Raw genomic sequence first — 26,185 nt, forward strand, 5'->3', positions numbered from 1 at the left:
TTTGCGAGGCAGCTAGCCTACTAGACCGGTTCGCGGGTCAGGATCAGCGAGGCGTTTTGCCCGCCGAAACCGAACGAGTTCGACATCACGGCGGTGACCTTGGCGTCGCGCGCGGTATTGCCGACCACATCGAACAGGATCGCCGGATCCGGAATCTCGTAATTGATGGTCGGCGGAATCCGCTGGTGCTCCAGCGTCAGCAGCGAGAACACCGCCTCGACGGCGCCGGCCGCCGAAATCGTATGCCCGACCATCGACTTGTTCGACGACACCGGGATCTTCGGCAGATGCTCGCCGAACACGACCGCGGTCGTGTTGTATTCCATCTTGTCGTTTTCCGGCGTCGCGGTGCCGTGCGCGTTGATGTGGTCGATCTGCTCCGGTTCGAGACCGGCATCCGCCAGCGTCTTGCGCATGCAGCCGATGATCGGCTTGCCGTCCGGGCTGGAGCGGGTGCGGTGGAACGAGTCGGTCAGCTCGCCGCAGCCGGCCACCACGCCGAGAATCTTCGCGCCGCGGGCGATAGCGGACTCGTAGCTTTCCAGCACCATCGCGCCGGCGCCTTCCGCCATGACAAAACCGTCGCGGTTCTTCGAGAACGGCTTTGAGGCGGCCTGCGGCGGATTGTTCTGCGTCGATAGCGCCGACAGCAGCGAGAACCGCACCATCGCTTCCGGATTGACCGAGCCGTCGGTCGCCACGCAGAGCGCCGCGTCCGCATCGCCGCGGCGGATCGCCTCGACGCCGAGCTGGATTGCGGTCGCGCCGGAGGCGCAGGCCGTCGACAGCGAGATCGGCGAGCCCTTGGTGCCGAACGCTTCGGCCAGATGGCTCGCCACCGAGCCGAACATGAAACGGTGATGGTAGGCTGTGAACCGGCCGCCGCCGCTGAGGCGCAGCATGTCGTCATAGCCGAATTCGGTCTTGCCGATCGCGCGTCCGAGTTCGAGCCGCTGCGGCCATTCGACCTCGACCGGCGCTACCGCGAGAAACAGCGGTCCGGGAAAATCGGCCTTGGCGCCGATCGCGGCCTGTTCGAGCGCTTCCTCGGTGGCCATTTCGGCCAGCCGCTCGGTCAATCCCGTCGAGGTGACGGGATCGACGGTGACGAAATCGACCGTGCCCGCCATGGTCGATTTCAACCCGTCGATCGGGAACCGCGTCACGGTGCGGATGCCGGATTCGCCCGCGGTTAGCTTGCGCCAATTGTCCGTCTTGCCGGCGCCGAGCGACGTCACCACACCCATGCCGGTGACGACGACGATCGGCCTGCCGAATTTATCTGATGGTGCTGACATGGTTCCCCCGATGTTGCGCCGTAACTGAAAGCGCTCTCGCGCTAGTTTCTGCTCTCGGCTGTGATCCCGCCGAAAGCGTTCCCGATCGCGCTCTACTTGACGGCCTCGACCAGGGCCATGCCTTCGCCCTGCCAGTGACCGGCCCCCACCACCACAATCTGGTCCGGGGCATCAGCCTTTTCAACCTCAAGCCCGGTCGGATCGTTGGGCGGAAACAGCGCGCCGCGGGAGAGCGAAAGCGCGGCGAGCGCCAGGCCCAGCGGAAACTGGGTCTCCAGCGTGTGGCCGAACATCGTTCCGGTGGCGCGCACCGCGAATCCCGGATGCTGGCGCAGAAACGCCTTTTCTTCCGAGGTCACCGGCTCGGCGCCAGTCGCGCCAGTGATCAGATTGCCGCTGTCGCCGGCGATGCCGAGCTTCGGCCACAGCGCTTCCAGCGATTTGGTCACCGCGCCCGGCTGCTTGCGCTGCGCGAGGTCGGCGACCACCTTGGTCAGTTTTGCATAGGGCTTGGCGCCGCGCGCTTCGGCGTGCTCGCGGGATTCCAGCACCAGGAAACAGCCGGCGGAACCGAGCGCAAAACCGCTTCGGCCTTCGCGCTGCCAGACGGGGGCGTACTTCTCTTTCAGATTGAAGTCGCCGAATTCATAGAGGACCAGCAGATCGGACCGCTCGCCGTTATGCGCGGCGCCGACCAGGGCAATCTCGCTCTGTCCGGATTCGATGCGGGCAAGCGCGATCCGCGCCGCGTCGATGGAGGCGGCTTCCTCGCCCATGAAGGTGCGCGACGTTCCGCACACGCCGTGCACGATGGCGATGTTGCCGGCGAGCAGGTTGGAGAGCTGGGCGAGAAACAGTGTCGGTCGCAAATCGTTCATCAGCCGTTCGTTGAGAAAGCCGGGGCTGGAATTGCCCTTGGCATCGGCGGTCATGATCGCGAGGTCGACCGCAAGGTCGCGCTCGCCGCCGCCGGCGGCGACGATCATGTCCGTCCGCCCCAGGATTTCCTTGTCGCCTTTGATGCCGGCCGAATCCAGCGCCAGCCCTGCGGCATAGGTGCCGATGCGCTGCCACGCTTCCATCTGGCGCTGATCGCCCTTTTTCGGGATCTGGGCGTCAAACGTCACCGGCGCCAGCGGATGCACGATGTAGGGCGCAAACCGCTTGTCGTCGACGTTGATCTTCCTGGCGTTCAGCGCATCCCAATGCGCATCCAGTCCCTCGCCGAGCGAGGAGACGATGCCGATGCCGGTGATCCAGACTTCCTTGGCGCCTGCGGATTTTGGTTCAGTCATGCGTTATCGCCTGCAGTGGGAAGCCGATCTCGTTGGCCTTTGCGTCCATGTGCACGCGCAGGGCCGGGTCGGGGAAGGGGGTGAGACCGAAGGTTAGTTCAGCGCTGCACTTGAGTTCTTTGCCGACGCGTCCCTTGACTTTCGTGACGGCGAAACCGGAACCTTCGTGCTCGAGCTTCGCCTCGATCGTCAGCAACTGACCGGGACTGACGAAACCCCGCATCTTGGCTTCCTTCACGATGGCCAGGAACGGCATGCGCTCGAACTTCAGGACGCCGAGTATCAGCCAGCCGGAGCTCTGCGCCATCGCTTCGGTCAGCAGCACGCCGGGCATGATAGGGAAACCCGGAAAATGCCCTTCGAAGATGGTGTGAACAGCCGGAACCTGGGCCTCGACCGTGATTTTCTTCTCGTCGAGATTGAGGTCGACGATGCGGTCGATGAGCTGAAAGTAATCAAGGTTCATGGCGGGCGACTAAAGCGTTTTCCAGCGAAGTGGAGGCCGGTTCGCGTCAAGAAAACGCGTCAAAACCAAGAATCTAGAGCCCCGTTCCGATTCAATCGGAACGGAAATGGCTCTAGGCGCCCGGGGCTGCATTCTTGGCGGCGACCAGTTCGTCGATGCGATCGGCGAGATTTTGCAGCACGAAATACTGCTCGGTCGTGGCCTTGCCGTCATTGACCTCCTGGGTCCATTTTTCGAGCGGCATCTTGATCCCGAACGCCTTGTCGATGGCAAAGGCGATGTCGAGGAAGTCCAGGCTGTCGATTCCCAGATCGTCGATGGCGTGGCTCTCCGGCTTGATCGTGTCGCGCGGAATGTCGCAGGTCTCCGCGATAATGTTGGCGATCTGATCGAATGTGGAAGACATCATTAAGCCTTTGATATATTGGAGATAATCCGGAACGGCTCGGAGGAGGCGGGTGAACGGCCCCGGAAGCCTTGTTCCCCTCGGCCGGAGTCGAGAGCCCGTATATCGGAGCAGGGGGCTGAGTTCAATGGAAAGGGGCTAGGCGGGCGGGGATGGATTTTGGGCAGAAACGGCCGTTTTGGGGACACGCGCCGGGCATAGGAGAGTCAATTGCATCCACAGGATGGGTAGAGCGACTTGTCCCGCCGTAGCTCAACGAGCGAAGGCGGAAGCGAAACCCATCGCCGCCTTGTCCGCAATTGATGGGTAAAGGGCGTGGCCTTCAGCCAGCGCTTCTGACTGGTTGCCGCAGAATCGTCTTGAGCTTTTCCGGTGGCGTCTTGCGTGCATCGCTCAGATAGATCTCGTGATGTGGCCCTGCAAACGTCACCCCCTTCGCAGGCATAATCTCGTTGTGAAGCCTGGCGAGTGTCGGGCCTTCGTCGTCATAGCTGCCGATATGCAGCGTCTGCAGGCATCGCCCTTCGTCCAATGGCTCAAGGCGCAGCGAAACCGGAGGCTCCCCGAGCCTGTCGCGCGACCTTGCCAGGGCAGCCTCGTACAGGGACCGCTCAACGAAGTCGGGCACCATGATCATCATCGTCCATTGCCACAGATGCTTGCGGCGCCTGACAAAATCGTCGGGATTGTCAGCCCACCAAAGGCCTTCGAGGGGCGGAACGACGTAGTCTTTTCCCGACTTGGTCTTGGTGGCAAATTTCATCGCGTAGCTCACGGAGTACAGCCACTCGATGGCACGCGTGTAGGCTGGATCACGATTGGGATCGCCTTTGCCGTCGATCTTGACGAATTTCATGACCGGCACGTCGACGGTAGCAAAACTGCCATTAGGCGCGCTGTAGAGCGCTGAGAGCTTCTTCTTGAAATCGATCTTGTCCATGCTCGTCTTTAGTACGTAGGATGGATAGAACGTAGTAAACCCATCGCCGTCTCTGGCCGCAAGTGATTGACATCGCTGCGCTCCACGTGTCGAAAGCGCATCATTAGATCATACAACTGTAGCTTGCGCATCGTGGTTTTCCTGTTATGTTGAGTTGAAAACCGATGCACGCACACGCGCTGATGAGAGACGGGCAGGGGCTTTTTTGCGATGCAGCCGGTTGCTGCGGCCGATCCGACGAATCGAACAGCGCATGTAAGTGCCGTGGCGTATCGCCATGTCGATACAGGCCCTTTGCATGCTTGCCCTAGTCAGCCTTGGAGCAGCGCTTCGCGGCATTGGCGGCGTAAACGAAGCAGTTTGGCTGGACCGCCACACGCGCAGAGGGCTGGGCGCGCGATCAAGCTACCGTGCGGTTCGATATCATCGAAATTTGCCGCGTCCTGCGGAGTAACCAGGATGCGCCGGATGAAGTCCCTTGGAGTAGTTGGCGCGATTACTGCAACGATCAGGTCGCACGAGCGAGCCCAGAGGCTCGCATCGTGAAGGGCTTTCTGGTCGCGTTCAGCGGTGCACTGTTGCTGGTGTCGGGATGGATGCTCCAGCGAGCAGACGCGGATGCGCGCAAATACTATCCGCTTCAATTCGCCGATGAGCTTTCGTCGCGATATTACATGATGTACGTGCTGTTCAATCGGTCGATACCCTTGGAAATCCGGCGGCGGTTCGCGGTTTCCTCGGCGCTATCGATGTTGGCTTTCGCGGGCTTCGCCGCGGTGGCCTACCTCGCCGACAATCCCGTCATCGCTGTGCTGTTGCTGCTGATCTGCGGCTTCGGGGTCGCGAACGTCGTTTGGCAGTGGCGCAGCGCGAGGCGGTAGCGGATCTGCGAACCAGATTGGTCAGTTCGGCGGATCAGCCGATGGCATAATCCGCCACGCCACTGCTGCGCCGACGTCGTGAATTCACACCTTTGTCGAAACGGCGGATTACGCTGTCGCTAACGCCGGATCGGCTCCACGGCGGGGTGGCGAGGGAGCAATCGGCTGTGCGCGATCGCGCGATTTTTCGTAACGACTTCAACGTGATTTGCCCCGTCCAGTCTCGGTTGCAAAAATAATCTGCTTTGCCGCGACCCCAAATCACCCCTAAAACTCCGGCCATCCCGTCCTGAAGAAGAGGGGCGTTGGCCATCGTCACGAACGTTGGGACGGGTTGCGGTGGACGCGGCAGCGTCAGGCGCGAGAAGTTGTTCGCAGGGCGGTTATCCGTGAGCGAATACAGCGCGCAGGACGTACGGCGCTGAAGCGTACGGCAAAACCGTGTGGTCCCGACACCCGTGGCTGGTGCCAAGCTGTCGGTGGTGAATTTGATCCAACCGGATCGATCAGCCATCAAGCCGGCAGTGATGGAGGCAAGACGAATTCGTCTCCAGGGAGAGCGCGGCATAAGCCGTCAACCCATTGCGCAGGGAATGCCGGAGTGCTCCGGCTGTACCTGTATGCTCGTGTGCGCCTCCATCTCCATCTTGCACACGAGACCGCGGGTGCAGCAAGCACCCGGCATTCCCTGCTCCCTCTCAGGAGGGACAACGTCATGCAAACCTCGGGCGCTGTGCGCCGCGAGATCGCGAACGCACATTCAGGTGTCGTCACCCGCGAAGGCGGGTGACCCAGCATTCCAGAGACAGTAGTGATTGAATCGAGAGGCCGCGGCGTACTGGATACCCGCCTTCGCGGGTATGACGATCTGATTTGGTGCGACGATCGTGACCAACTACTCCAGCGGCGTCACCGAAATCCGGGCGCAGTCGCGGCGGCCCATCAGCACGCAATCCTGGGTCTTGCGCAGATCGGCGATGCTGACCGCAAGCCAGATGCCGATGGCGGTCAGCGCCACGGTGAAGGCGAGCGCGGCGACATTGGCGAGCATGCGATGACGGAAATCGTCGCCCTCGTCGCGCGGCCGCTCGTAGCGGGACAGATCGTTCGCCGCGGGCGATGTGTTGGTGTTGGTCGTGTTGGTGTTGGGCGTCTTGGTGTTGGGTATCTTGGCCGGATCGGGTTCTTCCCGTCCGCCCGGCGGGTGGGCGGAGGTGCGCGGCCGGAACTTGAGCACGACGTGCTCGTCGTCCGAAATAATGGGCCGCTGGGTTTTCACTGCCGCAGATCCGCGAAAAATCCTGCGCCTTTCTTAGCACAGCGGCAGCGCTTCCAACATCAAATCTTGCAGCATGAAATCGTGCCGGACGCGGGGCAGCCATCCATCCGCGCAACGTCTGATGGAACCGCTGCCGCCGATCGGAAGCCCGTGGCCTTTGGCTTCCGCCAAATCCTGGCATGCCTGCCGCAAACCTCGGGTCGCAGCCATTTGAGGGCCCGCACCATCATGCCATGATAAAAGTTTGCCACAGCGCAGTTTTGCGGGTTCGGGCACGAGGATTGAAGCAGAGGGGCAACCATGGCCAATACGCGCGACCCGATCCTCAAGCCGATCCCGATCCTGTCACTGCGTCCGACCCAGATGACGGTCGGCCTGCGAGAGGTGAAGGAGAAGCGCGAGCGCTGGCGCGAGCACAAGTCGGAAAAGAAACGCGCCGAGCTGCTCGGCAAGCACATGATCCCGGTCGTGCTCGGGCCGGACGAGCACCATTACGTCGTCGACCATCATCATCTGGCGCGTGCTCTGCATGATGAGGGCGTCGAGCATGTTCTGGTCACGGTCATCGGCGATCTCACCATGGTCGAGCGCGAGGCGTTCTGGACCGTGATGGATCACAAGCGATGGGCCTATCCCTACGACGCCAAGGGCGAACGGCGGCACTTCAAGGACCTGCCGAAGTCGGTCACGGGCCTGGCAGACGATCCGTTCCGCAGCCTCGCCGGAGAATTGCGCCGCGTCGGCGGCTTTGCAAAGGACATCACTCCGTTCAGCGAATTTCTGTGGGCGGATTTTCTGCGCCGCAAAATCTCGCGCAAAAGCGTCGAGGTGAATTTCGACAAGGCGATGGAGAAGGCGCTCGGCTTTGCCAGGAGCAGGGACGCGGTCTATCTGCCGGGCTGGTGCGGACCCGCCGATTGAACCGGCAGCTATTTCGATTTGTCCTGCGAAGAGGCCGGAGGCGGTTCCTGTTCGGCCTCGTCCTCGCCGCCAAGCCTCTTGTGCAGCCAGCGTTCCATTCGGCCGCCAACGGTCAAGACCGCGAAGGTGATGACCAATGCGATGAATACCAACCGCCATTGTCCGAGACCGCAGACAATTCCGATACAGGCAGCCAGCCAGGTGCAGGCGGCGCTGGTGAGCCCGCGAACCCCGAATTGACCTCCTGCGTGGACAATGACGCCGGCGCCGAGAAAGCCGATCCCGGTCAGGATTCCCTGTATCACCCGGCTGCCGGCATCCGAGACGATTTTGGCCTCGTCCGAATGGGCCATCACCAGCAGCATGGCCGTTGCAAGGCTGACCAGCCCCAGCGTCTTCAATCCGATCGGCTTGCCGTGCAGATCGCGGTTGAGACCGATCAACCCGCCCGCGAACGTGGCGATGCCGAGACGCAGTATGATTTCGCTCCAGTCCAGCAACGCGGGAAACCTCCGGGGCCCAGGCTAATCCTTGGGCTAAGCCTTGGGCTAATTCTCAGGTCATTTCGGCAGCCGTCCCATCATGTAGAACTCGTCATTCGGGCGCATTGCGGTGACGTTGGCAAGCCGGTTCGACAGCGCAAAGAAGGCTGCGATCGCGGCGATATCCCATATGTCGTCGTCGGAAAAGCCGTGGCCGGCAACTTCCGCAAAATCCCTCTCCGAAACTGTGTTGGCCTGCTGGCTCACCTTCATGGCGAAGTCGAGCATGGCGCGCTGCCGTGGCGTGATGTCGGCCTTGCGGAAGTTGACAGCGATCTGGTCGGCGATGACAGGATTCTTGGCCCGGATGCGCAGGATCGCGCCATGGGCGATCACGCAGTAATGGCACTGGTTGGCGGCGGAGGTCGCCACCACGATCATCTCGCGCTCGGCCTTGGAAAGCCCGCTGTCCTTTTCCATCAACGCGTCGTGATAGGCAAAGAAGGCGCGAAATTCGTCCGGACGGTAAGCCAGCGTCAGGAAGACGTTCGGGACGAAGCCGGATTTCTCCTGCACCGCAAGGATCCGGGTGCGGATGTCCTCCGGCAGCTTGTCGATGGCGGGCGCTTGAAATCGTGTGGTGGCGGGCTTGCTCATGAAAGGGTTCCGACTGAGGCCGCAAGGCGGCGTTGCCGGGACCATATAGCTTTTTGCGGTGAGGTGGATACCGGCCCGCGCGAAGAATCCCGCGCGAACGCTTCCGGCCTCAGCGCAGCGGCTTCTTCAGCAGCGAGAAGCGGTCGGGGTCCAGCCCCATCGAGGGCTGCAGCATCGGCGCTTCCACCGGCGTCATGACGCGGGCGGCGGGCCGGTCGTTGATGCCGGGATCGTTCGGCACGTCGCGGTTCGAGGTGGCGCCGCGCCAGCGATCCAGCACGGCGGAGACGAAATGCATGTCATGGCCGGCGGAGACCGAAGGCACCGACGCGATGGTGGCTTCGCTGCGCGGCAACTGATGGACCGGAACCTCCTTGAAGCGCAGGCGCGTCGGCAGCGCCACGCCTTCGCCGAAGGCCAGCACTTCGCGGGTGCCGAGCGAGGGTACGAACGACAACAGGTTCGCGGCGGCGTCCGAGACCGCCGAGCGCAACAGCGCTTGGTCGCGGTCGTTGGCAAGCCGCATCGCAAACAGCGTGTTGCACTGGGAGATGATGGTGGCGTCGAGTTCTGCCGGACGCTGGGTGACGAGGCCGAGAAAGACGCCGTATTTGCGGCCCTCCTTGGCGATGCGCGAAACGGCTTTCCGGGTCGGGCCGAAACCGATGTTGCGGTCGGCCGAGGCGTAGCGGTGCGCCTCTTCGCAAACGAACAGCAGCGGCGACACGCCGTCGCTCCACAGACCGAAATCGAACGCCATGCGGCACAGCACCGACACGACGGAATCGACGACTTCGGCAGGGAAGCCGGCGAGCTGCATGATGGTCATCGGCCGGCCATTGGCGGGCAGGCGGAACAGATGGCTGATCACCTCCGCCATGGTGTCGCCGCCGACATTGGCGTTGTCGAACATGAAGGTGTAGCGCGGATCGTTGCGCACGGTGTCGATGCGCGACATCAGCTTGTGATAGATGATGCGCGAGGAGCGGTTCTCCAGCTTGCCCATCCGTTCATCGATCAGCGAGATCAGATCGGTCAGCCGGTAGGGCACCGGCGTATCGACGGTGTAGCCGCCGGACTTCGGGTCCAAGCGCTTGAGCCCGAGCCGGTCGGAGTTCTGATACTGGGTGTAGAGACCCTTCGCCATCGGGATGACCTCGGCGAGGACGTCGAGCTCTTCGGGCACGCCCGGGCGGCCGCCGAACAGGACGTCCACAATCTCTTCGAAATTGAACAGCCAGAACGGCAGTTTCAGGTTGCGCGGGTTGAGCACCAGCGCACGGTCACCGAAGCAGCGGCCATACTCGTTGTGGACGTCGAGCAGGAATACCCGCAGGTTCGGCCGGGCTTTAAGAATCTCGTTGAGCAGCAGCGAAACGCTGGTCGATTTGCCGACGCCGGTGGAGCCGAGCACCGCGAAGTGCTTGGAAAGCATCTCCTCGACGTCGACATAGGCGATGACGGAGCGGTCCTGCTGCAGGGTGCCGACATTGATCTGATCCGCCCCGCTCGGCGCATAGACGGTGCGGAGGTCCTCGGCGGTGACGAGGTCGACGGCATCGCCGATGGTCGGATAGTTGGTCACGCCGCGCTGAAACTTGGGACGCTCCCCGCCGGAAATCTCGCCGAGCAGGTCGACCGACGCGGTCGCCATGTATTCATCGGAGCTCGGCTGGTTCTCGCACGACACCTCGGTGATCATTGCAATGATGGTGGTGGCCGTCGCACAGCGAATACTGATGAAGCGGCCGACGGTGGCGCGCGCTTCGGAGACGGGCACCTGGCCCGACGCCAGAAGTCCGACCCGGGCGAGGGAGCCTCGCACGGAAATCACACGTCCGAAGGATGTCACGGTGTTGGATCTCATGAATTGGGGTCTGACCCCCATTATGGGCAGCGCCGGCTAGCGAAACGGTTAAACAGGCGGGGTTTCGTATCGGCTAAATCTGCGGCATCTCGGTCAGGATTCGTTTTTGCGGCACCGTCCCGTCATCGTCGTCGGGTATCAGTTGCGCTGGAAAATAAGGGCTTTCTTGCATTTCCGGCCGCGCGCGACGCAGGCTTCGGATTAATTATTCGTTTACCACCGCGCACGAGTGCAGCCGCCCGCCGGTCACGCCTCGGTAACCTCCGATGCCGGATCGCGGATTGGAGCCAGCGCGTGTGCAAGGTAACCGATTGCTAACCGCAAGTTGTAACGCGCCTTCCATCTGTGTTGCGTAACAGTATCGCAGGGGCGTCGTAGCAGCGTCCGATCGCACGCTAACTTTTCATCTGACGCAGGGCCCGTCGCCAAACCGGGACATCTTGGCGGGGGATGCGCGGGGAGCCATTTCGGGTGGACATCGACAGCGGCCAGCAAATGTCGAGCGATTCTGCCGGCCCTGCGGAAAGGGCCGCGACGATCACGCGGCTTGCGGCATGCTGCGTGCTGCTCGCGGCGGCGGTTGTCGGCGGCATTGCGACCTCGGGATGGAGTCTTCGCGAACGCCTGCTACTGGCGCTCGTCGCCGTTCTGGCCGTGGCCGCCGGACTGCTGCTGCGGCGTGACCGGTTGACCGACCGGCGGCTGGCGGCCGAGCGGCGCCAGCTCTCGATTGCCGTGAACAACATCCCACAAGGCCTTGTTCTTTATGATGCATCCGCGCGGATCATCATTTGCAACCAGCCCTATCTCGACATGTTCGGACTGTCGCCTGACGTGGCCAAGCCCGGCTGCACCATGCAGCGGCTGATCGCCCACCGGAAGCAAACCGGATCATTCGACGGCGACGTCGACGAGTTCTGCAACGCAATCATCAAGACAGTGTCGCTCGGCAAGGCGACGCGTCAGTTGACGGAAGCGCCGGGTGGCCGGGCGATCGAGATCATCAACCGGCCGCTGAAGGGCGGCGGATGGGTCGCGACCATCGAGGACGTCACTTCGCGACGGCGCGCAGAGGAGAAGATCGCGCATCTGGCGCACTACGACGGATTGACCGACCTGCCGAACCGGATCCTGTTCCGCGAACGGTTGGAACAGTCGCTCAAGGCGATACGGCCCGGCGAGCAACTGGCGGTGCTCTATATCGACATCGACGAGTTCAAGAGCGTCAACGACGCGCTCGGCCATCCGATCGGCGATGAACTGCTCAAAGGCGTCGCCGAGCGCCTGCGCGGATGCCTCAAGGAAACCGATGTGGCGGCCCGGCTCGGCGGCGACGAGTTCGCCGTGATTCAGACCGCCATCAAGGACCGGCCGGAAACCACTCAGCTCGTTGATGTAATCCATTCGGCGATCAGGCAGCCGCTGGAATGTTTGGGACATCTGATCACGACCGATGCCAGCATCGGCATAGCGGTGGCCCCCGGCGACGGGGTGGACCTCGACCAGTTGTTGAAGAATGCGGACCTCGCGCTCTACGGCGCCAAGGGCGACGGACGGCGGACCTACCGCTTCTTCGAGACCGGCATGGATCAGCGCGCCAAAGCGCGGCGCAGCCTGGAGCTCGAGCTGCGTCAGGCGATCAACAATGGCGGCCTGGAGACCTACTATCAGCCGGTGGTCAACATCGAGGACGGCAAGATCAGTTCCTGCGAGGCGCTGTTGCGGTGGCGGCATCCCGAACGCGGCATGATCTCGCCGGCGGAATTCATCCCGATCGCGGAAGACAGCGGCCTGATCAATCAGCTCGGCCTGTGGGTGCTCAATACCGCCTGTGCCGAGGCCGTCACCTGGCCGGATCATGTTCGCGTCGCGGTCAACGTCTCGCCGGTGCAGTTCAGGAGCCCGTCGCTGGCGTTGAACGTGGCGGCGGCACTCGCGGCTTGCGGCCTTCCCGCCAGCAGGCTGGAACTCGAGATCACCGAGGCCGTTCTCATTCGCGATGACGAGGCGGCGCTCGACATGCTGCATCAATTGCGCAAGCTGGGCGTTCGGATCGCGCTGGACGATTTCGGCACCGGCTATTCCTCGCTCAGCTACCTGCAGCGTTTCCCGTTCGACAAGATCAAGATCGATCGGTCTTTCATCAAGGATATCGCCGGTCCCGGCGCGTCCTCCTCCATCGTCCAGGCGGTGGTGAACATCGCGGCCGCCAGCGACATGACGACGACGGCGGAGGGTGTCGAAACCGAGCAGCAGCGGAATCTGCTGTACATCCTCGGCTGCGACGAAATGCAGGGCTATCTGTTCAGTCCCGCGATACCGGCCACTGACGTGAGGCGGTTGTTGCTCACGCACCGCGGCAGGGCCATGTCGGCTGCTTGAAGTCGGCGGCTTGAAACGCCGGGCGCGGCTTGCTATCCAGTTCTGCATAACAAGAAACAGAGCAGGGTGGACCGCGATGAACCGCGACAACGCATCTTGAGCGAGCCCGCGCGGCCTTCAGCGCTCGCACCATTCCGTATCAGGAATTATCGTTTTCAGTGGCCGGCCGATCTGCTCACCTCGTGGGCGTTCGAGATGGAGACGCTGATTCTCGGCTGGTACGTGCTGGTCGAGACCGGTTCGGTGCTGTTGCTCACTCTGTTCGCCTCGCTCGGCTATATAGGGACACTGGTAGCGCCGATGTTCGGTGTCGTCGGCGACCGGATCGGTCACCGCGATCTCCTGGCGATGATGCGCGCGACCTACGCGGTGCTGGCGGCCGTGCTGACGACGCTGGTGTTGTCCGGCCAGCTCGCGCCGCTCTATGTCTTCATGGTCGCGGCCGTGATGGGCATCGTCCGCCCATCGGACCTCGGTGTGCGCGGCGCTTTGGTGGCGACCATCATGCCGCATGGCCAGTTGATCGGGGCGATCAGCATCTCGCGCACGACGATGGATACCGCGCGCATTGCCGGCGCGCTGAGCGGCGCCGGATTGTTTGCCGCGCTCGGCATGGGCCCGGCCTATGTGGCGATCGTCTGCCTTTATATTACTGCTACCGCGCTGATGCTGTGCATCGTGGCTCCGGCAAAGCCGCAACTCGCGGGCGCGGCTGCCAGCGAGGCGTTGCAGCGTTCGCCGCTGCGCGACCTCAAGGAGGGAGTGGCCTATGTCTGGACCACGCCGCGGATGCAGGCCGCGCTGTGGGTGGCGTTCCTCGCCAACCTGACGGCCTATCCGCTCTCCAACGGTCTGCTGCCCTACATCGCCAGGGCGATCTACGGCACCAACCAGACCGGGCTTGGCTATCTGTCGGCGAGTTTCGCAATCGGCTCGCTGGCCGGTTCGATCGTGTTGAGTTTGATCCGCGATCTCCGGGTGGCGCGGCTCATGATCGGCGCCACCGTCGTCTGGTACGCGACCTTGCTGATCTTCGTGCAGATGCAGACCGTGCCGACCGCGATTGCGTGCCTGGTGGTGGCCGGCTTTTCGCAAAGCCTCGCCATGATCTCGATCGCCGTCATCCTGATGCGGACCGCGAGCGAGAATTTCCGCGGCCGGGTGATGGGCGTGCGCATGATGGTGATCTATGGCCTGCCGATCGGCCTATTGGCCGCCGGCAGTCTGATCGACGAGATCGGATTTGCGGCGACTGGAACACTCTATGCGGCGGCCGGCCTCGCCTTGATGCTGGCGGTCATGCTGCACTGGCGCGCCGATCTGTGGCACGTGCACGCGCCGGCGAATGCGCGGTGACCGCGCAAAGCCGGCTCGATGACCTCACTGCATCTTGATGTTCGCCTCTTTGAGCACCAGCTCCCATTTCGCGGCCTCGGTGCGCATGAAGGCGTCGAAATCCTTGGGCGAGTTGCCGACCGGCGTGGCGCCCATCTTTTCCAGCGCGGTCAGAACCACCGGATCTTTCAGCGTGGCGGCAAGGTCGGCGTGGATCCTGGCGACCAGGTCAGGCGCCATGCCGGCGGGGCCGAGAAAACCCCACCAGACCGAGGCGTCATAGCCGGGGATGCCTGCCTCCGCGATCGTGGGAACGTCAGGCAATGCCTTCGAGCGCTGCGCCGTCGTCACCGCAAGCGCGCGCACCGCATTGCCTTCGAGTTGGCCGACGACCTCGGGCAGCGGATTGACGCTCATCGGAACCTCGCCTGATATCACGGCGGTGAGGGCAGGGGCGCCGCCCTTGTAGGGGATCGCCTGGATCTTGACCTTGGCCATGTGGTTGAGCAACTCGCCGGCGAGATGGGCCGAGGTGCCGTTGCCGGACATGCCATACGATAATGACTCCGGCTTTTCGCGTGCGGTCGCCAGCAACTCCTGCAAATTCTTCACCGGGCTGTTTTTGGACACCACGATCGCCAGCGGCGAATAGGCGATCTCGCTGATGGCGGTAAAATCCTTGAAGGTGTCGTAGGGCAGTTTTGGATAGAAGAACTGGTTCAGCGGATGGCCGCTTGCCACCAGGATCAGCGTGTAACCGTCCGGCGCCGATTGCGTGAGCGCCTGCGACGCGATAGTCCCGCCGGCGCCCGGACGATTTTCGATGACCGGCTGCTGTCCCCAGGTCTTCGACAGCGATTGCCCGAGCGTGCGCGCCAGCACGTCGACGGCGCCGCCGGCGGCGTAGGGCACCAGGATACGCACGGGTCTGGTCGGGAACGGCTCCGCATAAACGTTGGTGCCGGCCAGCGTAAACAGGGCGGCGACGGCGATGCTGCGGATGATTGTTCTGCGTGATGGCATGAGAAAAGGTCCTTTTTGGCTGGGCGTATCATTTGAGAATTTCATGCGTGCACCTCATTCATGCGCGAAGCTGCAGCGTGGACATCGCTACTCCGCGGCCGAAATCATGGCGCCGCGCAACCCCACGCGCGCGATCGCGGCTCCGACCACGCCTTCCGACTTCACCTCGTTGGTGAACTGGCGGATGAAAGCCATTGCCTGCTCGCGTCCCCTGGGAATGGCGATGGCGTGCCGCTCGATCCCCCAGCGGCCTTCGAGGACTTTCGACCCCGGCAGTTTCTCCGCCATTTCGAACAGCGTGGCCTTGTTGGTCGCGTAGGCATTGATCGCGCCGGCCGACATCATCTCGATCGCGACGTCGAAGGTGGCGGCGCGAACGATCTGGGCATGCTTGAAGTCGCGCGAAAGGGTGGCGTCGGAAGAACTGCCTGCGGTCACGCCAACGCGTAGTCCCGGTGCATCTACCTCCGCCGGCGTCGTCAGCGCGGACCCGCGCGGGATGAGATAGCCGAGCTCGATTTCGAGATAGGGCGGGCCAAAGTCCATATCCCGCGCCCGTACCGGCGTCGCATTGGTGAAGGCGACGTCGACCTCTCCGCTTTTGACAGCGGCGAGCACTTCGGCGTTCTTGGCGAACACGACCGGCTCATAGGGGACGCCAAGCCGGCGCGCGAGTTCCTTGCCGAGATCGTAGCCGACGCCACGCGGCTCACCCGATCCGGCATCCGGCAGGATCGAGGTCGGCGTGCCCGGATAGAGTCCGGCCCGCAATACGCCTGATGGCGCCAGTATCAGGCGTGGATCCGGATCGGCCGCGATGGCAGGGCCGACGCCACGCCAAGCCAGTGCGCCGGCAACGATCAAGAACGCAACGATGATCCGGCGCATCCGGCGGTTCTCCCTTGTTATCCCCGGGGCCAGTCGCGGTGGCTGCTCGCCACCCGGATGTTTGTTGACTAGACCTGCTATTTTGTACAAACGTACAAAACTCGAGAACGGAAAGCAAATGCCATGACGCGAAATCCGAACATGCGGGAAGCCATCCTGAGCGCGGCCGAGCTGCTGTTCTCGACCAAGGGCTTCAATGCCGTGTCGATCCGCGACATCGCGCTGGAGGCGGGCGCCAATCCGGGCAGCATCACCTATCACTTCAAGAGCAAGGACGGCTTGCTGCTCGAAATTTACAAGCGCCATTGCGGGCCGATGAACAAGCGCCGCATCGAGTTGCTGGTGGCGGCACGGCGCGTGCGCGACGTCCAGGACCGGCTGGAAGCGATCGTGCGCGCCTATGTGCAGCCGGCGTTTTCATCGAGCAGCGACCTTGCCGGCGGCGGGGCGCGGTTCACGCGGCTGCGCGCCGTAATGTCGGCCGAAGGCAATGCCGTGGTGGGGCGCATCATCGCCGAGATATTCGACGACACCACCAACGCGTTCATCGAGGCGATCGAGGAAAGCCTGCCGCATCTGCCGCGGACGACGATCGTGTGGCGGTCGCAGTTCCTGCTCGGCGCACTCTATTATACCCTCGTCAGTCCGGAACGGGTCACGCGGCTGTCGCGCGGCGAAGCCGATGGCGCTGATATGGCGGAAGCGATCGAGCAACTCGTCGCGTCGACGGTCGCCTCGTTGCAGGCGTCAGATGTAGATCATCTCGACACAGCCTCACGCCAGACGAAGTCCACCCAGCCGCCCGCAAAGGGCGCTGCTGGAAAGCGGAAAGAAAATTCGACTTCATGAGTATCGAGACGCCATGAAGCGCGACCAAGAAACTGCAGAAGGCACCATGCACAAGCCGACGATTCCCGGACCCGATCCCGATACACGAACGCCGAAGTTCAAGCTCCCGGCGCTGGCGTGTGACGCGCATACCCACATCTTCGGCCCAGGTGATAAATACCCCTATGCGCCGGGACGGCCCTATACGCCGCCCGATGCGCCGCTGGAGGATTTCCGGGCGCTGCACAGGAAGATCGGGATCGGCCGCGCGGTCATCGTCAATGCCAGCGTGCACGGCACCGACAACCGGGTGGCGCTGGATGCCATCGCCGTGAGCGATGGAACCTTTCGCGCCGTCGCCAATATCGACGATAGCATTACCGAGCGCGGCCTTCGCGAGCTGCATGAAGGCGGGTTTCGCGGCTGCCGCTTCAACTTCGTGCGCCATCTCGGTGGGGTGCCTGACATGAGGGTGTTCCATCGCATCGTCGCGATGGTGGCGTCGCTCGGCTGGCACATCGACCTGCATTTCGATGCGATCGACCTGCCTGAATATGCCGAGATGCTGGCAAAATTGCCGGTGCGCTACACCATCGATCACATGGGGCGCGTCAAGGCATCCGATGGCCTCGACCAGCTACCGTTCCGGACCCTGATTGACCTGATGACGCGGGACGAGAAATGCTGGGTCAAGGTATGCGGCTGCGAGCGGGTGTCCTCCGGCGGCCCGCCTTTCCACGACGCGGTTCCGTTCGCGCGGCGTATTATCGAGACCGCGCCCGATCGCGTGATCTGGGGGACCGACTGGCCGCACCCGAACGTCAAGGTGATGCCCAACGACGGTGATCTGGTCGACCTCATTCCCTTGTTTGCGCCGGAGGCCGAGCTGCAGCAGAAGATCCTGGTCGATAATCCGGCGCGGCTGTTCGAGTTTTGAAGGAGGGTTGTGCGATGGCGGACAAGCGCGAGCGATACGCCGTGAGCCGGCGCCGCGCGTCGTTCGCCGGGATGGCTGCGCTGGCCGCGACATTGTTGTTGTCGCAAATCGCCGACGCGCAAAACTATCCGAACCGGCCGGTGCGGCTGATCCTGCCGTTCGGCGCGGGCGGCGTTGCCGACGTCACGGCGCGGCTCGTTACCGAAAAACTCGGCGAAAAGCTCGGCCAGCGCTTCGTCATCGAGAACATGCCGGGCGCCGGCGGCATCAACGCCGCGCGCGCAGTGCTGTCCGCGCCTCCAGACGGCTACACGCTGGCGCTGCTGAGCAACGGCACCGCCATCTCGGTATCGTTGTTCAAGAACCTTGGCTTCAATCCGGTGACTGACTTCGTTCCGGTGTCGAGCATGGGTTATTTTGACTTCATCTTCGTCACCCAGGCCGGCACGCCTTATCCGACGCTGGCTGAATTCATCAAGGCGGCCAAGGCAAAACCCGGCACGCTCAATGTCGGCACCATCAACGTCGGGTCGACCCAGAACCTCGCCGCGCAATTGTTCAAATCGACCGCCGGTGTCGATGTCACCATCGTGCCGTTCCGCAGTTCGCCGGATGTGCTGATCGCGCTTCTGCGCGGCGATATCCAGATGGCGATCGAGAACTACAGCGCGGTGCAGTCGCATGTTGCCGACAAGGCGGCCATTGCCGTGTCGTCTTCGGATACGATCCGCACCGCATTCCTGCCTGATGTTCCGACCGTGAAGGAAGCAGGCGGCGGCGATTTCGAGGCACGGTCCTGGAACGCGATTTTTGCACCCAGGGGCACGCCGCCGGAGGTGATCGCGACGCTGAACGCCGCGTTGCGCGCGGTGCTCGAAATGCCGGAGTTAAAGAAGCGCGCGCTCGATCTCGGCATCGAGGCCAAGGCCAGCTCACCCGAGGAAATCCTCAACCGGCTCAAGGCCGATATCGACAAATGGGCAGTAGTGATCGAGCGGGCAGGAATTGCCAAACAATAGTCACGCGGCCGGTGCGGCCGGCCACGTGCAACAAGCGAAGGAGGAAATCCCGATCATGAGCAATGCTGGCAAAACGGGCCTGGTGGTCACGGCGCATCCCGGCGATTTCGTCTGGCGCGCGGGCGGCGCGATCGCGCTGCATGTGAAGAAAGGTTATCGCGTCAAGATTGCCTGTCTGTCGTTCGGCGAGCGCGGCGAAAGCCAGTTCGCCTGGAAGGAGGCGGGCGCGACGATGGAGAAGGTCAAGGCCGGACGGCGCGACGAGGCGCAGCGCGCGGCGGAGATGCTGGGTGCGGAAATCGAATTCTTCGACGCCGGTGACTATCCGCTGCGGCTGACGGATAAGCATTTCGACCGCATGGTCGACATCTACCGCGAACTCAATCCGTCCTTCGTGCTGACGCACGCGCTGGAGGATCCCTATAATTTCGATCATCCAAACGCGGCGCACTTCGCGCAGGAAACCCGCGTGGTCGCGCAGGCGATGGGTCACAAGCCCGGCGCCAAATATACTTATTCCGCGCCGCCGGTGTTTTTGTTCGAACCGCATCAGCCGGAGATGTGCAATTTCAAGCCGCAGGTGATCCTCAACATCGACGAGGTCTGGGAGATCAAGCGCAAAACGTTCGAAATTCTCGCCGCGCAAAAGCACCTGTGGGCCTATTACGAGCGGGTGGCGCTGCAGCGGGGCGTGCAGGGCGGCCGCAATACGGGCAAGCCGATGACTTATGGCGAGGCCTATCAGCGGCTGTTCCCGATGGCGATGGAGGAGCTGGCATGAAGACGGTCGTCGTCCGCAACATCAAGCGAACCGATGCCGAACTCGTGAAACGACTCGGCGCGCTCGGCGTCGCCACCGCGCACGAGGCCTATGGCCGCTTCGGGCTGATGAAGCCCTATCTGCGCCCGGTCTGGAGCGGGGCCGAGACATCGGGCACCGCCGTGACCGTGCTGGCGCAGCCCGGCGACAACTGGATGATCCATGTCGCGGTCGAGCAGTGCCAGCCCGGCGACATCCTGGTGGTCGGCTGCACCACCGACAACACCGACGGCATGTTCGGCGATCTGCTCGCGACTTCGCTGATGGTGCGCGGCGTCAAGGGACTCGTTATCGACGCCGGCATTCGCGACGCCAAATCGCTTCGTGAAATGGGCTTTCCGGTGTGGTCGAAGGCGATCTCGGCCAAGGGCACGGTCAAGGCGACGCTCGGCGCGGTCAACGTGCCGGTGGTCTGCGCCGGCATCAATGTGGTGCCGGGCGATGCTGTGGTCGCCGATGATGACGGCGTGGTGGTGATCGGGCGCAAGGATGCCGCCGACGTGGTCGCGAGGGGCGAGAAGCGCGTTGCCGACGAAGACGGCAAGCGCAGGCAGCTCGCTTCGGGCGTGCTCGGGCTCGACATGTACAATATGCGCGAGCCGCTGGCGAAGGCCGGGCTCGTCTATGTCGACGAGCTGGAGGACGACTGAGGTGGCGATGCGCCTGCGCACTTTGCTCGGCGACCATCCAGGTACGTCGGCGCTGAAGAGTGGATCGATCGGATCGGATCTGGTCGAGCTCGATTTCGCAGAGTATTCGCCGACCAACAAGGGCTTCAAGCCGATGGTCCGCGAAGGGGCGTTCGACGTCTCGGAGATGGCGATCGTCACTTACCTGATGGCGAAATCGTTCGGCAAGCCGATGGTGCTGCTGCCGGATGTTGTGCTGGCGCGGTTTCAGCACGGGCACGCGCTCTACAATGCAAGAGCGGGAAAGCTCGCGCCGCGTGACCTCAATGGCAAACGCGTCGGCATTCGCTCCTTCACCACTACGACCGGCGCATGGCTGCGCGGCATTCTTGCCAATGATTGTGGCGTCGATCTGGATTCGATCGACTGGGTGACGTTCGAGGACGCCCATGTCGCTGAGTTCGTAGACACGACCAAGCGGGCGGGCGCGGGCAAGCAGATCGTGCAGATGCTGATCGACGGCGAGCTTGATGCTGTGCTGGGCGAAAAATCGGATCATCCCGATTTGAAGCCGCTGTTCGCCGATGTTGCCGCCGAAGAGAAGGCGTGGTTTGGGAAACACAAGGTGGTGCCGATCAACCACATGGTGGTGGTGAGCCGGACCTTATCCGACCAGCACCCGGACGTGGTGCGGGAGGTCCATCGGCTGCTCGCCGAATCTGCCGCCGCGTCATCCGCGGTGCCGCGTTTTGGCCGAAACGAGATGCAGCGTTCGCTGGAACTGATTATCGATTACTCCACACAGCAAAAACTCATTCCGCGCGCGTTCGCGGTGGATGAACTGTTCGACGACGTGACGCGAGCGCTGTAATTGTAGGGTGGGCAAAGGCGCATTGCGCCGTGCCCACCATGTGGTTTGAACTGGTGGGCACGCGGAGCCTGTCATCGGGCGCGCATTCGCGCGACCCGGTGGCTTTGCCCACCCTACGAGAGAGACCGCCAATGACCCCCGAGCCGATTTTCGACCTCGCCCATCTCGGCCACATGGAATTGCTGACGCCGAAGCCAGACGAGAGCCTGAAATTCTTCGTCGACGTTATGGGCATGACGGTCAGCGGCCGGAAGGGCGAGTCGGTCTATCTGCGCGGCTGGGATGATTACGAGCGCTATTCGCTCAAGCTGACGGCCTCGAAGACATCAGGCATGGAGCACATGGCGTTGCGTGCCCGCAGCCCGCAGGCGCTGGAGCGCCGCGTCGCCGCGCTGAAGGGCTCGGGCTTCGACATCGGCTGGGTTGACGGCGACATGGGGCAGGGGCCGGCGTTTCGCTGCCGCGATCCCGATGGCCATATCGTCGAGCTCTATTACGAGACCGAGTGGTATCAGCCGCCGCCCGAGCTCAAGCCAGCGCTGAAGAACCAGGCGCAGCGGTTTCCGGCGCGCGGCGTCAATGTCCGCCGGCTCGATCATCTCAATTGCCTCGCGGTGGACATCAAGGCCAACCGGCTGTTCTTCGAAAACTATCTGGGCCTCCGCACCACCGAGCAGATCGTGCTCAACGACGGCACGGAAGCAGCGATGTGGATGACGATGTCGAACAAGAGCTACGACTTCGCCTATACCCGCGATCATTACGGCAAGGCCGGACGCTTCCACCACGTCACCTACGCGCTCGACAGCCGCGAGGAAATTTTGCGCGCCGCCGACATCTTTCTCGAAAACGGCATCCACATCGAGACCGGCCCGCACAAGCACGCGATCCAGCAGACCTTCTTCCTCTACGTCTATGAGCCCGGCGGCAACCGCGTCGAGGTCGCCAACGCCGGCGCGCGCCTCATCCTCGCGCCCGACTGGAAGCCGATCGTCTGGACCGAGGAAGAACGGAAGAAGGGCCAGGCGTGGGGGCTGAAGACGATCGAGTCGTTTCACACCCACGGTACGCCGCCGGTCACGATCGGCTGAGCCCGATCGGACCGCGTGGTTCTGCGGCCTGATCGATCCGGGTCACATGCCAGCGGTGCCACGCCTGGACATGGTGCGCAACCGGTCGAGGCCTGTCTCGATCGAATTCCGCGTCGAGCGGGGGAATAACCTTGCGCTCAACCACGATATCCGGCCGGCGAATGCTGTCGCGATAATTCCGGACGTCGTTGCCGGCTTGGTGACGGCCGTCTTCGCCAGATGAATCGGCGAAAGCAGATCTCGGGCCGCATCCATCGCCGGCTTCTCGATCCAGCGATAGGTCAGCGCGGCGACGGGGATGACGAGCAGGGTCAGGATGAGCGCCGGCAATACCGCCTGTTCCGGCGTTCCCAGCAGCATCAGCTTCTCCTCATTGTGCCAGCCCACCAGGTTGAGATGGGCCTTTTGCCCGACGAAGGAGACCCCCATCTTCATCACCTGAAACAGGAAGGTGTGGATCATGTAGATCGAATAAGACCACAAGCCGAGCTTTTGCAGAATGGACGAACGCAACACTTTCGAAACGGCGCCCTGATCGTATGAAAAGACGTAAAGGACGATGATCGCAAGCAGCGGAAACGCGTAGTGCGACGGGCCCCATGGTCTGGACGCAGCAAACGCAATGACCAGCACCACGCAGCAGGCCTCCCATAAATTCGGCGCCGTCAGCTTCTCATCCGAACGCGCCCGCAGATGATACGCCAGGCAGCCCGCGAAGAAGCCGAACATGGCGCGCAGGATGCCCCAGTCGGACGAGACAAACAGCGCTTCTGGCGAAACCTGGTAGAGCAGCGCTCCGGCCGCCAGACAGAGCGCAAGGAAGATCGCATAGCGCTGGCGCGGGAAAAGCATGACGACCGTCGCGAACAGGATCGACACGTAGAACTCGACGGCCGCACTCCAGGCGGGACCATTCCATGACAATCCAGCGTGCAGATTGAAAGACTGCAGAAACAGGATGTTCGTGGCGATCTCCCAGAGCGAGCGACCCGGACCAAAGGCCTGGGAATCCAGCGCGAACGCGGTATCGGCGCGGCTGAAGATGAACTTGCCGGTCTCAAGTCCGACGAACAGGGTCAACATCACGATGTGCAACGGCCAAAGGCGGGCAAACCTCATCGCCACGAAACGAATGCTCTCAGCGCGATCGTTGAGACGTTGGCCATAGGCATGACAAAGCACGAAGCCGGACAGGGCGAAGAACATGTCCACGCAAAACTGCAGATTGGCGAATGAGCCGATGTCTTTAAGAGCATGGTAAACGGGGACGTGGAACAAGACCACGAGCAGCGCGCAGACGCCGCGCAGCGCATCGAGTGCCTCGAAACGAGCCGCAATTGCAGATTTTGTTCCCGGCATGATACATCTCGTCCATGGTTCTTTCAGGTTGTATCTCCGTCAGCAAGAGCGGGGCCACAAACCCGGCAAGATCGGGATCGAGCCCGAATGTTCCGTACCCATGGCAGGGTGCCGGTGAGAGACGTCGTATCCCCCGGCCATTGCGCCGATCGTGTTGCGCACCACCTTGATGTATGGGCGTGAAAGACGCCGTGAGGTGTGCCGATGGCAGAGTTCGTGGATTTCACCAGCGAGGCATTTTTTCGTGATCCGCAGGCAGGGGTCGCGAGTTTGCGCGCCGTTGGTCCCGTCGTCGCGACAAAATTTCCGATCGTGGGCCGCGTCTGGGTCACCACGACCTACGAGGCGGCGGCGCGGGTGCTGAAGGACAGCGCGCTCTTCACGCTGCGCAGGGAGGGCGGGGTTCTCGTGGGCCTGCCCTGGTGGATGCCGAAATTCATCGCGACATTCGCCAACAACATGCTCACGATGGACGAGCCGGACCACACGCGGCTGCGAAGTATCGTCGACGAGGCGTTCCGCCGCCGCGCGGTCCTCGACATGGAGCCGCACATCCGCGCCATCGCCGATCGCCTCGCCGATGAGTTGTTTGCTGTGGGCAGCCGCGCCGATCTGGTGCAGCGTTATGCGCGGATGCTGCCGCTTGCGGTGATTTGCGAACTGCTAGGCCTGCCGCCGGCGGACCGGCCGAAATTCATTGCCTGGGCCAATTCGATCGCGAATCTCACCAGCGCGTTGGGCTTTCTGCGGTTGATCAGCGGAATGATGAGGATGCGGCGCTATCTGAAAGCACGTCTGCAGGTCGCCCGGGAACAGGGCGGCGAAGGATTGATTGCCGAGCTTGTGCGGGTCGAGAAGGAAGGTGGGCGCATCACACCGGACGAAATGGTCTCGATGGTGTTTCTCTTGCTGGGGGCGGGCTCCGAGACCACCACCCATCTGATCAGCGGATCGGTGTTCGAACTGCTGAAGGATCCGGTTCGTCGCGATTGGCTCGCGGCGGACTGGAGCCGTGCCGGGTTGGCAGTCGAAGAATTTTTGCGCTTCGTCTCGCCGGTGCAATTCTCAAAGCCGCGCTATGTGCGCCAGGATGTCGATCTCGAGGGCGTCAAATTGAAGAAGGGCGATCGGGTCATGGCGATGATCGTCGCCGCCAACCTGGACAAGGAAGCCAATGAGTGCCCCGAACGGCTCGATCTGGAGCGGCGGCCGAACCGGCATCTATCGTTCGGAACAGGAATTCATTTTTGCCTCGGCCACCAGCTCGCTCGCATCGAAGGAATTTGCGCCCTGCAGGCGCTGTTCACGCGCTGGCCCGCACTCAAGCTGGCGGTTGAGCCGTCGCAAATTCATTGGAGAAGAAGGCCCGGCATTCGCATGATCGCAGAGCTGCCGGTTGTAGCCGGCGTGTGATGAGGGCGGCTAAGGGGAAGGGCCGACAAGTCTGGCTGGGGAACTAGGATTCGAACCTAGACAAACAGAGTCAGAGTCTGTTGTGCTACCGTTACACCATTCCCCAAGAATTGCTCAATGACATCAATATCTTATATGGATGTCCGGGCAATCGGCTGGAGCGGGATTTTGCAAATCACCGCTTTCGCTGGTGCGTCGTTCTACTCGCTCGGTCCGGGCCTTGGCAAGCGCGGAAGGAGGGGCATTTTGGGGGCGAATTGCAGGGGGCGCTGCGGGCGGCATTTGCCGCGGTCCCGGGTCAGCTCCGCGAATGACGTACCTGCTTTTTGCGCCCGCGCGAACGGCGAACGGTCGGCTCCGTCATCTCCGCCTGCAGCAACAGCAGCAGCAGGCAATTCGCCAGCTGCTCTTCCATTTCGCGGTCGTGAATGGATAGCGGACCGGGATCGTTGAGGATGGCGTTGACCAGCGTTCCCAGCACGACCTGGAAGCCGAACGCGATCGCGCGTGTTTTTGCCGCCTTGTTGCCCCGGCCCATGGCGCCAAGCAGGATTGGCGTGGCGTCCGCCACGTTGGCGCGCGCCAATGCCTTGAAGGTCGACCAGCGGTCCGGCCTGGTGTCGTCGTGCTGAAGTGCTGCGCGCAGCACGCCTTCGTGATTTCGGATCCAGCCGATGGTCCCTCGGACGAGGAGGCGGCTGAGCTCGGCGAGATCCGCATCGGCCAGCCGCTCGTCTTCCTTCATCCGGGACAACCTGCTTTCGCCGTCACGCGCAGCAAGCGCCATGAGGGCATTGAAATAGGCCTCCTTGCTCTCGAACCGGCTGTAGAAGGTGCCGACGGTGGCCCCGACCTGCCGGCACAGCGCCTCGATCGACAATTCCGCGAGGCTGTGCGTGCGCAACATCTCCGCGCCGGCCTGGAGCAGCGCGGCCGTGGTCTCGCGGCTGCGCTTCTGCCGCGACGGGGTCACGCCGGGAAGGTCGAGTTCGGCCGATCGCTGCATCCGGAACTTGCGTCTCCGTTCGAAATAACCATAATAATAATTCGGATTATGGTTTTTGGCAATGCCGCAGGGCAGCGTGTTGCCGCGAGCCT

General features: G+C 62.7%; 24 protein-coding genes, 1 tRNA gene and 1 pseudogene. 12 read left to right on the plus strand and 14 right to left on the minus strand.

Features of this window, described 5'->3' with window-relative positions:
* Window positions 1-20 precede the first annotated feature (20 nt).
* The 5 genes from V1294_RS18625 to V1294_RS18645 all read right to left on the minus strand — a co-directional run bounded on the left by V1294_RS18625 (window position 21) and on the right by V1294_RS18645 (window position 4,405).
* Entirely contained in the window at window positions 21-1,298 is a 1,278-nt protein-coding gene (locus tag V1294_RS18625) for a beta-ketoacyl-ACP synthase (protein ID WP_108513698.1), read from the minus strand.
* A gap of 92 nt (window positions 1,299-1,390) precedes the next feature.
* A complete protein-coding gene (locus V1294_RS18630) occupies window positions 1,391-2,593 on the minus strand; it encodes a beta-ketoacyl-ACP synthase (RefSeq protein ID WP_334499174.1) in 1,203 nt (400 codons plus the stop codon).
* Window positions 2,586-3,059: a 3-hydroxyacyl-ACP dehydratase FabZ family protein gene (locus tag V1294_RS18635; RefSeq protein WP_108513696.1), complete on the minus strand. Its 474-nt coding sequence runs from the start codon at window positions 3,057-3,059 to the stop codon at window positions 2,586-2,588. Before V1294_RS18635 ends, V1294_RS18630 begins: the two co-directional genes overlap by 8 nt.
* 112 nt (window positions 3,060-3,171) lie before the next feature.
* On the minus strand, window positions 3,172-3,465 hold the full coding sequence (locus tag V1294_RS18640; RefSeq protein WP_028346689.1) for an acyl carrier protein: 294 nt from the start codon (window positions 3,463-3,465) through the stop codon (window positions 3,172-3,174).
* A 322-nt stretch (window positions 3,466-3,787) separates the two neighbouring features.
* Window positions 3,788-4,405, minus strand: a complete 618-nt coding sequence (locus V1294_RS18645) for a GyrI-like domain-containing protein (RefSeq protein WP_334499176.1) — start codon at window positions 4,403-4,405, stop codon at window positions 3,788-3,790.
* 542 nt (window positions 4,406-4,947) lie between these two features.
* On the opposite strand from V1294_RS18645, the gene V1294_RS18650 reads away from it, so the two are divergent.
* A complete protein-coding gene (locus V1294_RS18650; RefSeq protein WP_334499178.1) occupies window positions 4,948-5,286 on the plus strand; it encodes a hypothetical protein in 339 nt (112 codons plus the stop codon).
* Window positions 5,287-6,181: 895 nt separating this feature from the next.
* On the opposite strand, the gene V1294_RS18655 is transcribed toward V1294_RS18650, so the two are convergent.
* The gene (locus V1294_RS18655; protein ID WP_334499180.1) at window positions 6,182-6,565 is read right to left on the minus strand and encodes a hypothetical protein; all 384 of its coding nucleotides are present in this window, start codon (window positions 6,563-6,565) and stop codon (window positions 6,182-6,184) included.
* A 300-nt stretch (window positions 6,566-6,865) separates the two neighbouring features.
* On the opposite strand from V1294_RS18655, the gene V1294_RS18660 reads away from it, so the two are divergent.
* Window positions 6,866-7,486, plus strand: coding sequence for a ParB-like protein (locus tag V1294_RS18660; RefSeq protein WP_334499182.1), 621 nt, complete (start codon window positions 6,866-6,868; stop codon window positions 7,484-7,486).
* A gap of 8 nt (window positions 7,487-7,494) precedes the next feature.
* Here V1294_RS18660 and V1294_RS18665 read toward each other — a convergent pair whose 3' ends face one another.
* The 3 genes from V1294_RS18665 to V1294_RS18675 all read right to left on the minus strand — a co-directional run bounded on the left by V1294_RS18665 (window position 7,495) and on the right by V1294_RS18675 (window position 10,492).
* Window positions 7,495-7,986: an MgtC/SapB family protein gene (locus tag V1294_RS18665; RefSeq protein WP_334499184.1), complete on the minus strand. Its 492-nt coding sequence runs from the start codon at window positions 7,984-7,986 to the stop codon at window positions 7,495-7,497.
* A 60-nt stretch (window positions 7,987-8,046) separates the two neighbouring features.
* Entirely contained in the window at window positions 8,047-8,625 is a 579-nt protein-coding gene (locus tag V1294_RS18670; protein ID WP_334499186.1) for a peroxidase-related enzyme, read from the minus strand.
* 109 nt (window positions 8,626-8,734) lie between these two features.
* On the minus strand, window positions 8,735-10,492 hold the full coding sequence (locus V1294_RS18675) for an ATP-binding protein (RefSeq protein ID WP_334481483.1): 1,758 nt from the start codon (window positions 10,490-10,492) through the stop codon (window positions 8,735-8,737).
* Between the two features lie 561 nt (window positions 10,493-11,053).
* On the opposite strand from V1294_RS18675, the pseudogene V1294_RS18680 reads away from it, so the two are divergent.
* Window positions 11,054-12,874 (plus strand): annotated as a pseudogene (locus V1294_RS18680) (putative bifunctional diguanylate cyclase/phosphodiesterase); the annotation flags it as partial.
* Between the two features lie 96 nt (window positions 12,875-12,970).
* Window positions 12,971-14,230 (plus strand): MFS transporter, encoded by a 1,260-nt coding sequence (locus V1294_RS18685; protein ID WP_334499188.1) that lies wholly within the window; start codon window positions 12,971-12,973, stop codon window positions 14,228-14,230.
* A gap of 24 nt (window positions 14,231-14,254) precedes the next feature.
* Here V1294_RS18685 and V1294_RS18690 read toward each other — a convergent pair whose 3' ends face one another.
* Together V1294_RS18690 and V1294_RS18695 are read right to left on the minus strand one after the other, a co-directional pair.
* Window positions 14,255-15,232 carry a tripartite tricarboxylate transporter substrate binding protein gene (locus V1294_RS18690; RefSeq protein ID WP_334499190.1) on the minus strand — a complete coding sequence of 326 codons (978 nt, stop codon included), beginning with the start codon at window positions 15,230-15,232 and terminating at the stop codon, window positions 14,255-14,257.
* Between the two features lie 87 nt (window positions 15,233-15,319).
* Window positions 15,320-16,120, minus strand: a complete 801-nt coding sequence (locus V1294_RS18695; RefSeq protein WP_334499192.1) for an ABC transporter substrate-binding protein — start codon at window positions 16,118-16,120, stop codon at window positions 15,320-15,322.
* Between the two features lie 123 nt (window positions 16,121-16,243).
* On the opposite strand from V1294_RS18695, the gene V1294_RS18700 reads away from it, so the two are divergent.
* From V1294_RS18700 to V1294_RS18730, 7 genes are all read left to right on the plus strand, one after another.
* Window positions 16,244-16,969 carry a TetR/AcrR family transcriptional regulator gene (locus V1294_RS18700; RefSeq protein WP_334499194.1) on the plus strand — a complete coding sequence of 242 codons (726 nt, stop codon included), beginning with the start codon at window positions 16,244-16,246 and terminating at the stop codon, window positions 16,967-16,969.
* A gap of 13 nt (window positions 16,970-16,982) precedes the next feature.
* Window positions 16,983-17,885: an amidohydrolase family protein gene (locus tag V1294_RS18705; RefSeq protein WP_334499196.1), complete on the plus strand. Its 903-nt coding sequence runs from the start codon at window positions 16,983-16,985 to the stop codon at window positions 17,883-17,885.
* Between the two features lie 14 nt (window positions 17,886-17,899).
* Complete coding sequence (locus V1294_RS18710; protein WP_334499197.1) at window positions 17,900-18,904, plus strand: Bug family tripartite tricarboxylate transporter substrate binding protein; 1,005 nt, start codon at window positions 17,900-17,902, stop codon at window positions 18,902-18,904.
* 55 nt (window positions 18,905-18,959) lie between these two features.
* Window positions 18,960-19,685 (plus strand): PIG-L deacetylase family protein, encoded by a 726-nt coding sequence (locus tag V1294_RS18715; protein ID WP_161853967.1) that lies wholly within the window; start codon window positions 18,960-18,962, stop codon window positions 19,683-19,685.
* Complete coding sequence (locus V1294_RS18720; RefSeq protein ID WP_334499198.1) at window positions 19,682-20,374, plus strand: 4-carboxy-4-hydroxy-2-oxoadipate aldolase/oxaloacetate decarboxylase; 693 nt, start codon at window positions 19,682-19,684, stop codon at window positions 20,372-20,374. Before V1294_RS18715 ends, V1294_RS18720 begins: the two co-directional genes overlap by 4 nt.
* A 7-nt stretch (window positions 20,375-20,381) precedes the next feature.
* Entirely contained in the window at window positions 20,382-21,224 is an 843-nt protein-coding gene (locus tag V1294_RS18725; protein ID WP_334499201.1) for a hypothetical protein, read from the plus strand.
* Between the two features lie 131 nt (window positions 21,225-21,355).
* Complete coding sequence (locus V1294_RS18730) at window positions 21,356-22,315, plus strand: catechol 2,3-dioxygenase (protein WP_334499202.1); 960 nt, start codon at window positions 21,356-21,358, stop codon at window positions 22,313-22,315.
* Window positions 22,316-22,357: 42 nt separating this feature from the next.
* On the opposite strand, the gene V1294_RS18735 is transcribed toward V1294_RS18730, so the two are convergent.
* Window positions 22,358-23,674 carry an acyltransferase family protein gene (locus V1294_RS18735; RefSeq protein ID WP_334499203.1) on the minus strand — a complete coding sequence of 439 codons (1,317 nt, stop codon included), beginning with the start codon at window positions 23,672-23,674 and terminating at the stop codon, window positions 22,358-22,360.
* Window positions 23,675-23,878: 204 nt separating this feature from the next.
* On the opposite strand from V1294_RS18735, the gene V1294_RS18740 reads away from it, so the two are divergent.
* The gene (locus V1294_RS18740) at window positions 23,879-25,087 is read left to right on the plus strand and encodes a cytochrome P450 (protein WP_334499205.1); all 1,209 of its coding nucleotides are present in this window, start codon (window positions 23,879-23,881) and stop codon (window positions 25,085-25,087) included.
* Window positions 25,088-25,119: 32 nt separating this feature from the next.
* On the opposite strand, the gene V1294_RS18745 is transcribed toward V1294_RS18740, so the two are convergent.
* Window positions 25,120-25,193, minus strand: a tRNA-Gln gene (locus V1294_RS18745).
* A gap of 192 nt (window positions 25,194-25,385) precedes the next feature.
* On the minus strand, window positions 25,386-26,093 hold the full coding sequence (locus V1294_RS18750; protein ID WP_334504720.1) for a TetR/AcrR family transcriptional regulator: 708 nt from the start codon (window positions 26,091-26,093) through the stop codon (window positions 25,386-25,388).
* Window positions 26,094-26,185: the final 92 nt, after the last annotated feature.

This window comes from Bradyrhizobium sp. AZCC 1678 (assembly GCF_036924765.1).
Lineage (GTDB): Bacteria > Pseudomonadota > Alphaproteobacteria > Rhizobiales > Xanthobacteraceae > Bradyrhizobium > Bradyrhizobium algeriense.

What these genes read in the sequence shown, in the direction of transcription:
- V1294_RS18625 (WP_108513698.1), bottom strand. Translation starts at nt 1,298, where the DNA reads ATGTCAGCACCATCAGATAAATTCGGCAGGCCGATCGTCGTCGTCACC.
- V1294_RS18630 (WP_334499174.1), bottom strand. Translation starts at nt 2,593, where the DNA reads ATGACTGAACCAAAATCCGCAGGCGCCAAGGAAGTCTGGATCACCGGC.
- V1294_RS18635 (WP_108513696.1), bottom strand. Translation starts at nt 3,059, where the DNA reads ATGAACCTTGATTACTTTCAGCTCATCGACCGCATCGTCGACCTCAAT.
- V1294_RS18640 (WP_028346689.1), bottom strand. Translation starts at nt 3,465, where the DNA reads ATGTCTTCCACATTCGATCAGATCGCCAACATTATCGCGGAGACCTGC.
- V1294_RS18645 (WP_334499176.1), bottom strand. Translation starts at nt 4,405, where the DNA reads ATGGACAAGATCGATTTCAAGAAGAAGCTCTCAGCGCTCTACAGCGCG.
- V1294_RS18660 (WP_334499182.1), top strand. Translation starts at nt 6,866, where the DNA reads ATGGCCAATACGCGCGACCCGATCCTCAAGCCGATCCCGATCCTGTCA.
- V1294_RS18670 (WP_334499186.1), bottom strand. Translation starts at nt 8,625, where the DNA reads ATGAGCAAGCCCGCCACCACACGATTTCAAGCGCCCGCCATCGACAAG.
- V1294_RS18675 (WP_334481483.1), bottom strand. Translation starts at nt 10,492, where the DNA reads ATGAGATCCAACACCGTGACATCCTTCGGACGTGTGATTTCCGTGCGA.
- V1294_RS18690 (WP_334499190.1), bottom strand. Translation starts at nt 15,232, where the DNA reads ATGCCATCACGCAGAACAATCATCCGCAGCATCGCCGTCGCCGCCCTG.
- V1294_RS18695 (WP_334499192.1), bottom strand. Translation starts at nt 16,120, where the DNA reads ATGCGCCGGATCATCGTTGCGTTCTTGATCGTTGCCGGCGCACTGGCT.
- V1294_RS18700 (WP_334499194.1), top strand. Translation starts at nt 16,244, where the DNA reads ATGACGCGAAATCCGAACATGCGGGAAGCCATCCTGAGCGCGGCCGAG.
- V1294_RS18705 (WP_334499196.1), top strand. Translation starts at nt 16,983, where the DNA reads ATGAAGCGCGACCAAGAAACTGCAGAAGGCACCATGCACAAGCCGACG.
- V1294_RS18710 (WP_334499197.1), top strand. Translation starts at nt 17,900, where the DNA reads ATGGCGGACAAGCGCGAGCGATACGCCGTGAGCCGGCGCCGCGCGTCG.
- V1294_RS18715 (WP_161853967.1), top strand. Translation starts at nt 18,960, where the DNA reads ATGAGCAATGCTGGCAAAACGGGCCTGGTGGTCACGGCGCATCCCGGC.
- V1294_RS18720 (WP_334499198.1), top strand. Translation starts at nt 19,682, where the DNA reads ATGAAGACGGTCGTCGTCCGCAACATCAAGCGAACCGATGCCGAACTC.
- V1294_RS18725 (WP_334499201.1), top strand. Translation starts at nt 20,382, where the DNA reads ATGCGCCTGCGCACTTTGCTCGGCGACCATCCAGGTACGTCGGCGCTG.
- V1294_RS18730 (WP_334499202.1), top strand. Translation starts at nt 21,356, where the DNA reads ATGACCCCCGAGCCGATTTTCGACCTCGCCCATCTCGGCCACATGGAA.
- V1294_RS18735 (WP_334499203.1), bottom strand. Translation starts at nt 23,674, where the DNA reads ATGCCGGGAACAAAATCTGCAATTGCGGCTCGTTTCGAGGCACTCGAT.
- V1294_RS18740 (WP_334499205.1), top strand. Translation starts at nt 23,879, where the DNA reads ATGGCAGAGTTCGTGGATTTCACCAGCGAGGCATTTTTTCGTGATCCG.
- V1294_RS18750 (WP_334504720.1), bottom strand. Translation starts at nt 26,093, where the DNA reads ATGCAGCGATCGGCCGAACTCGACCTTCCCGGCGTGACCCCGTCGCGG.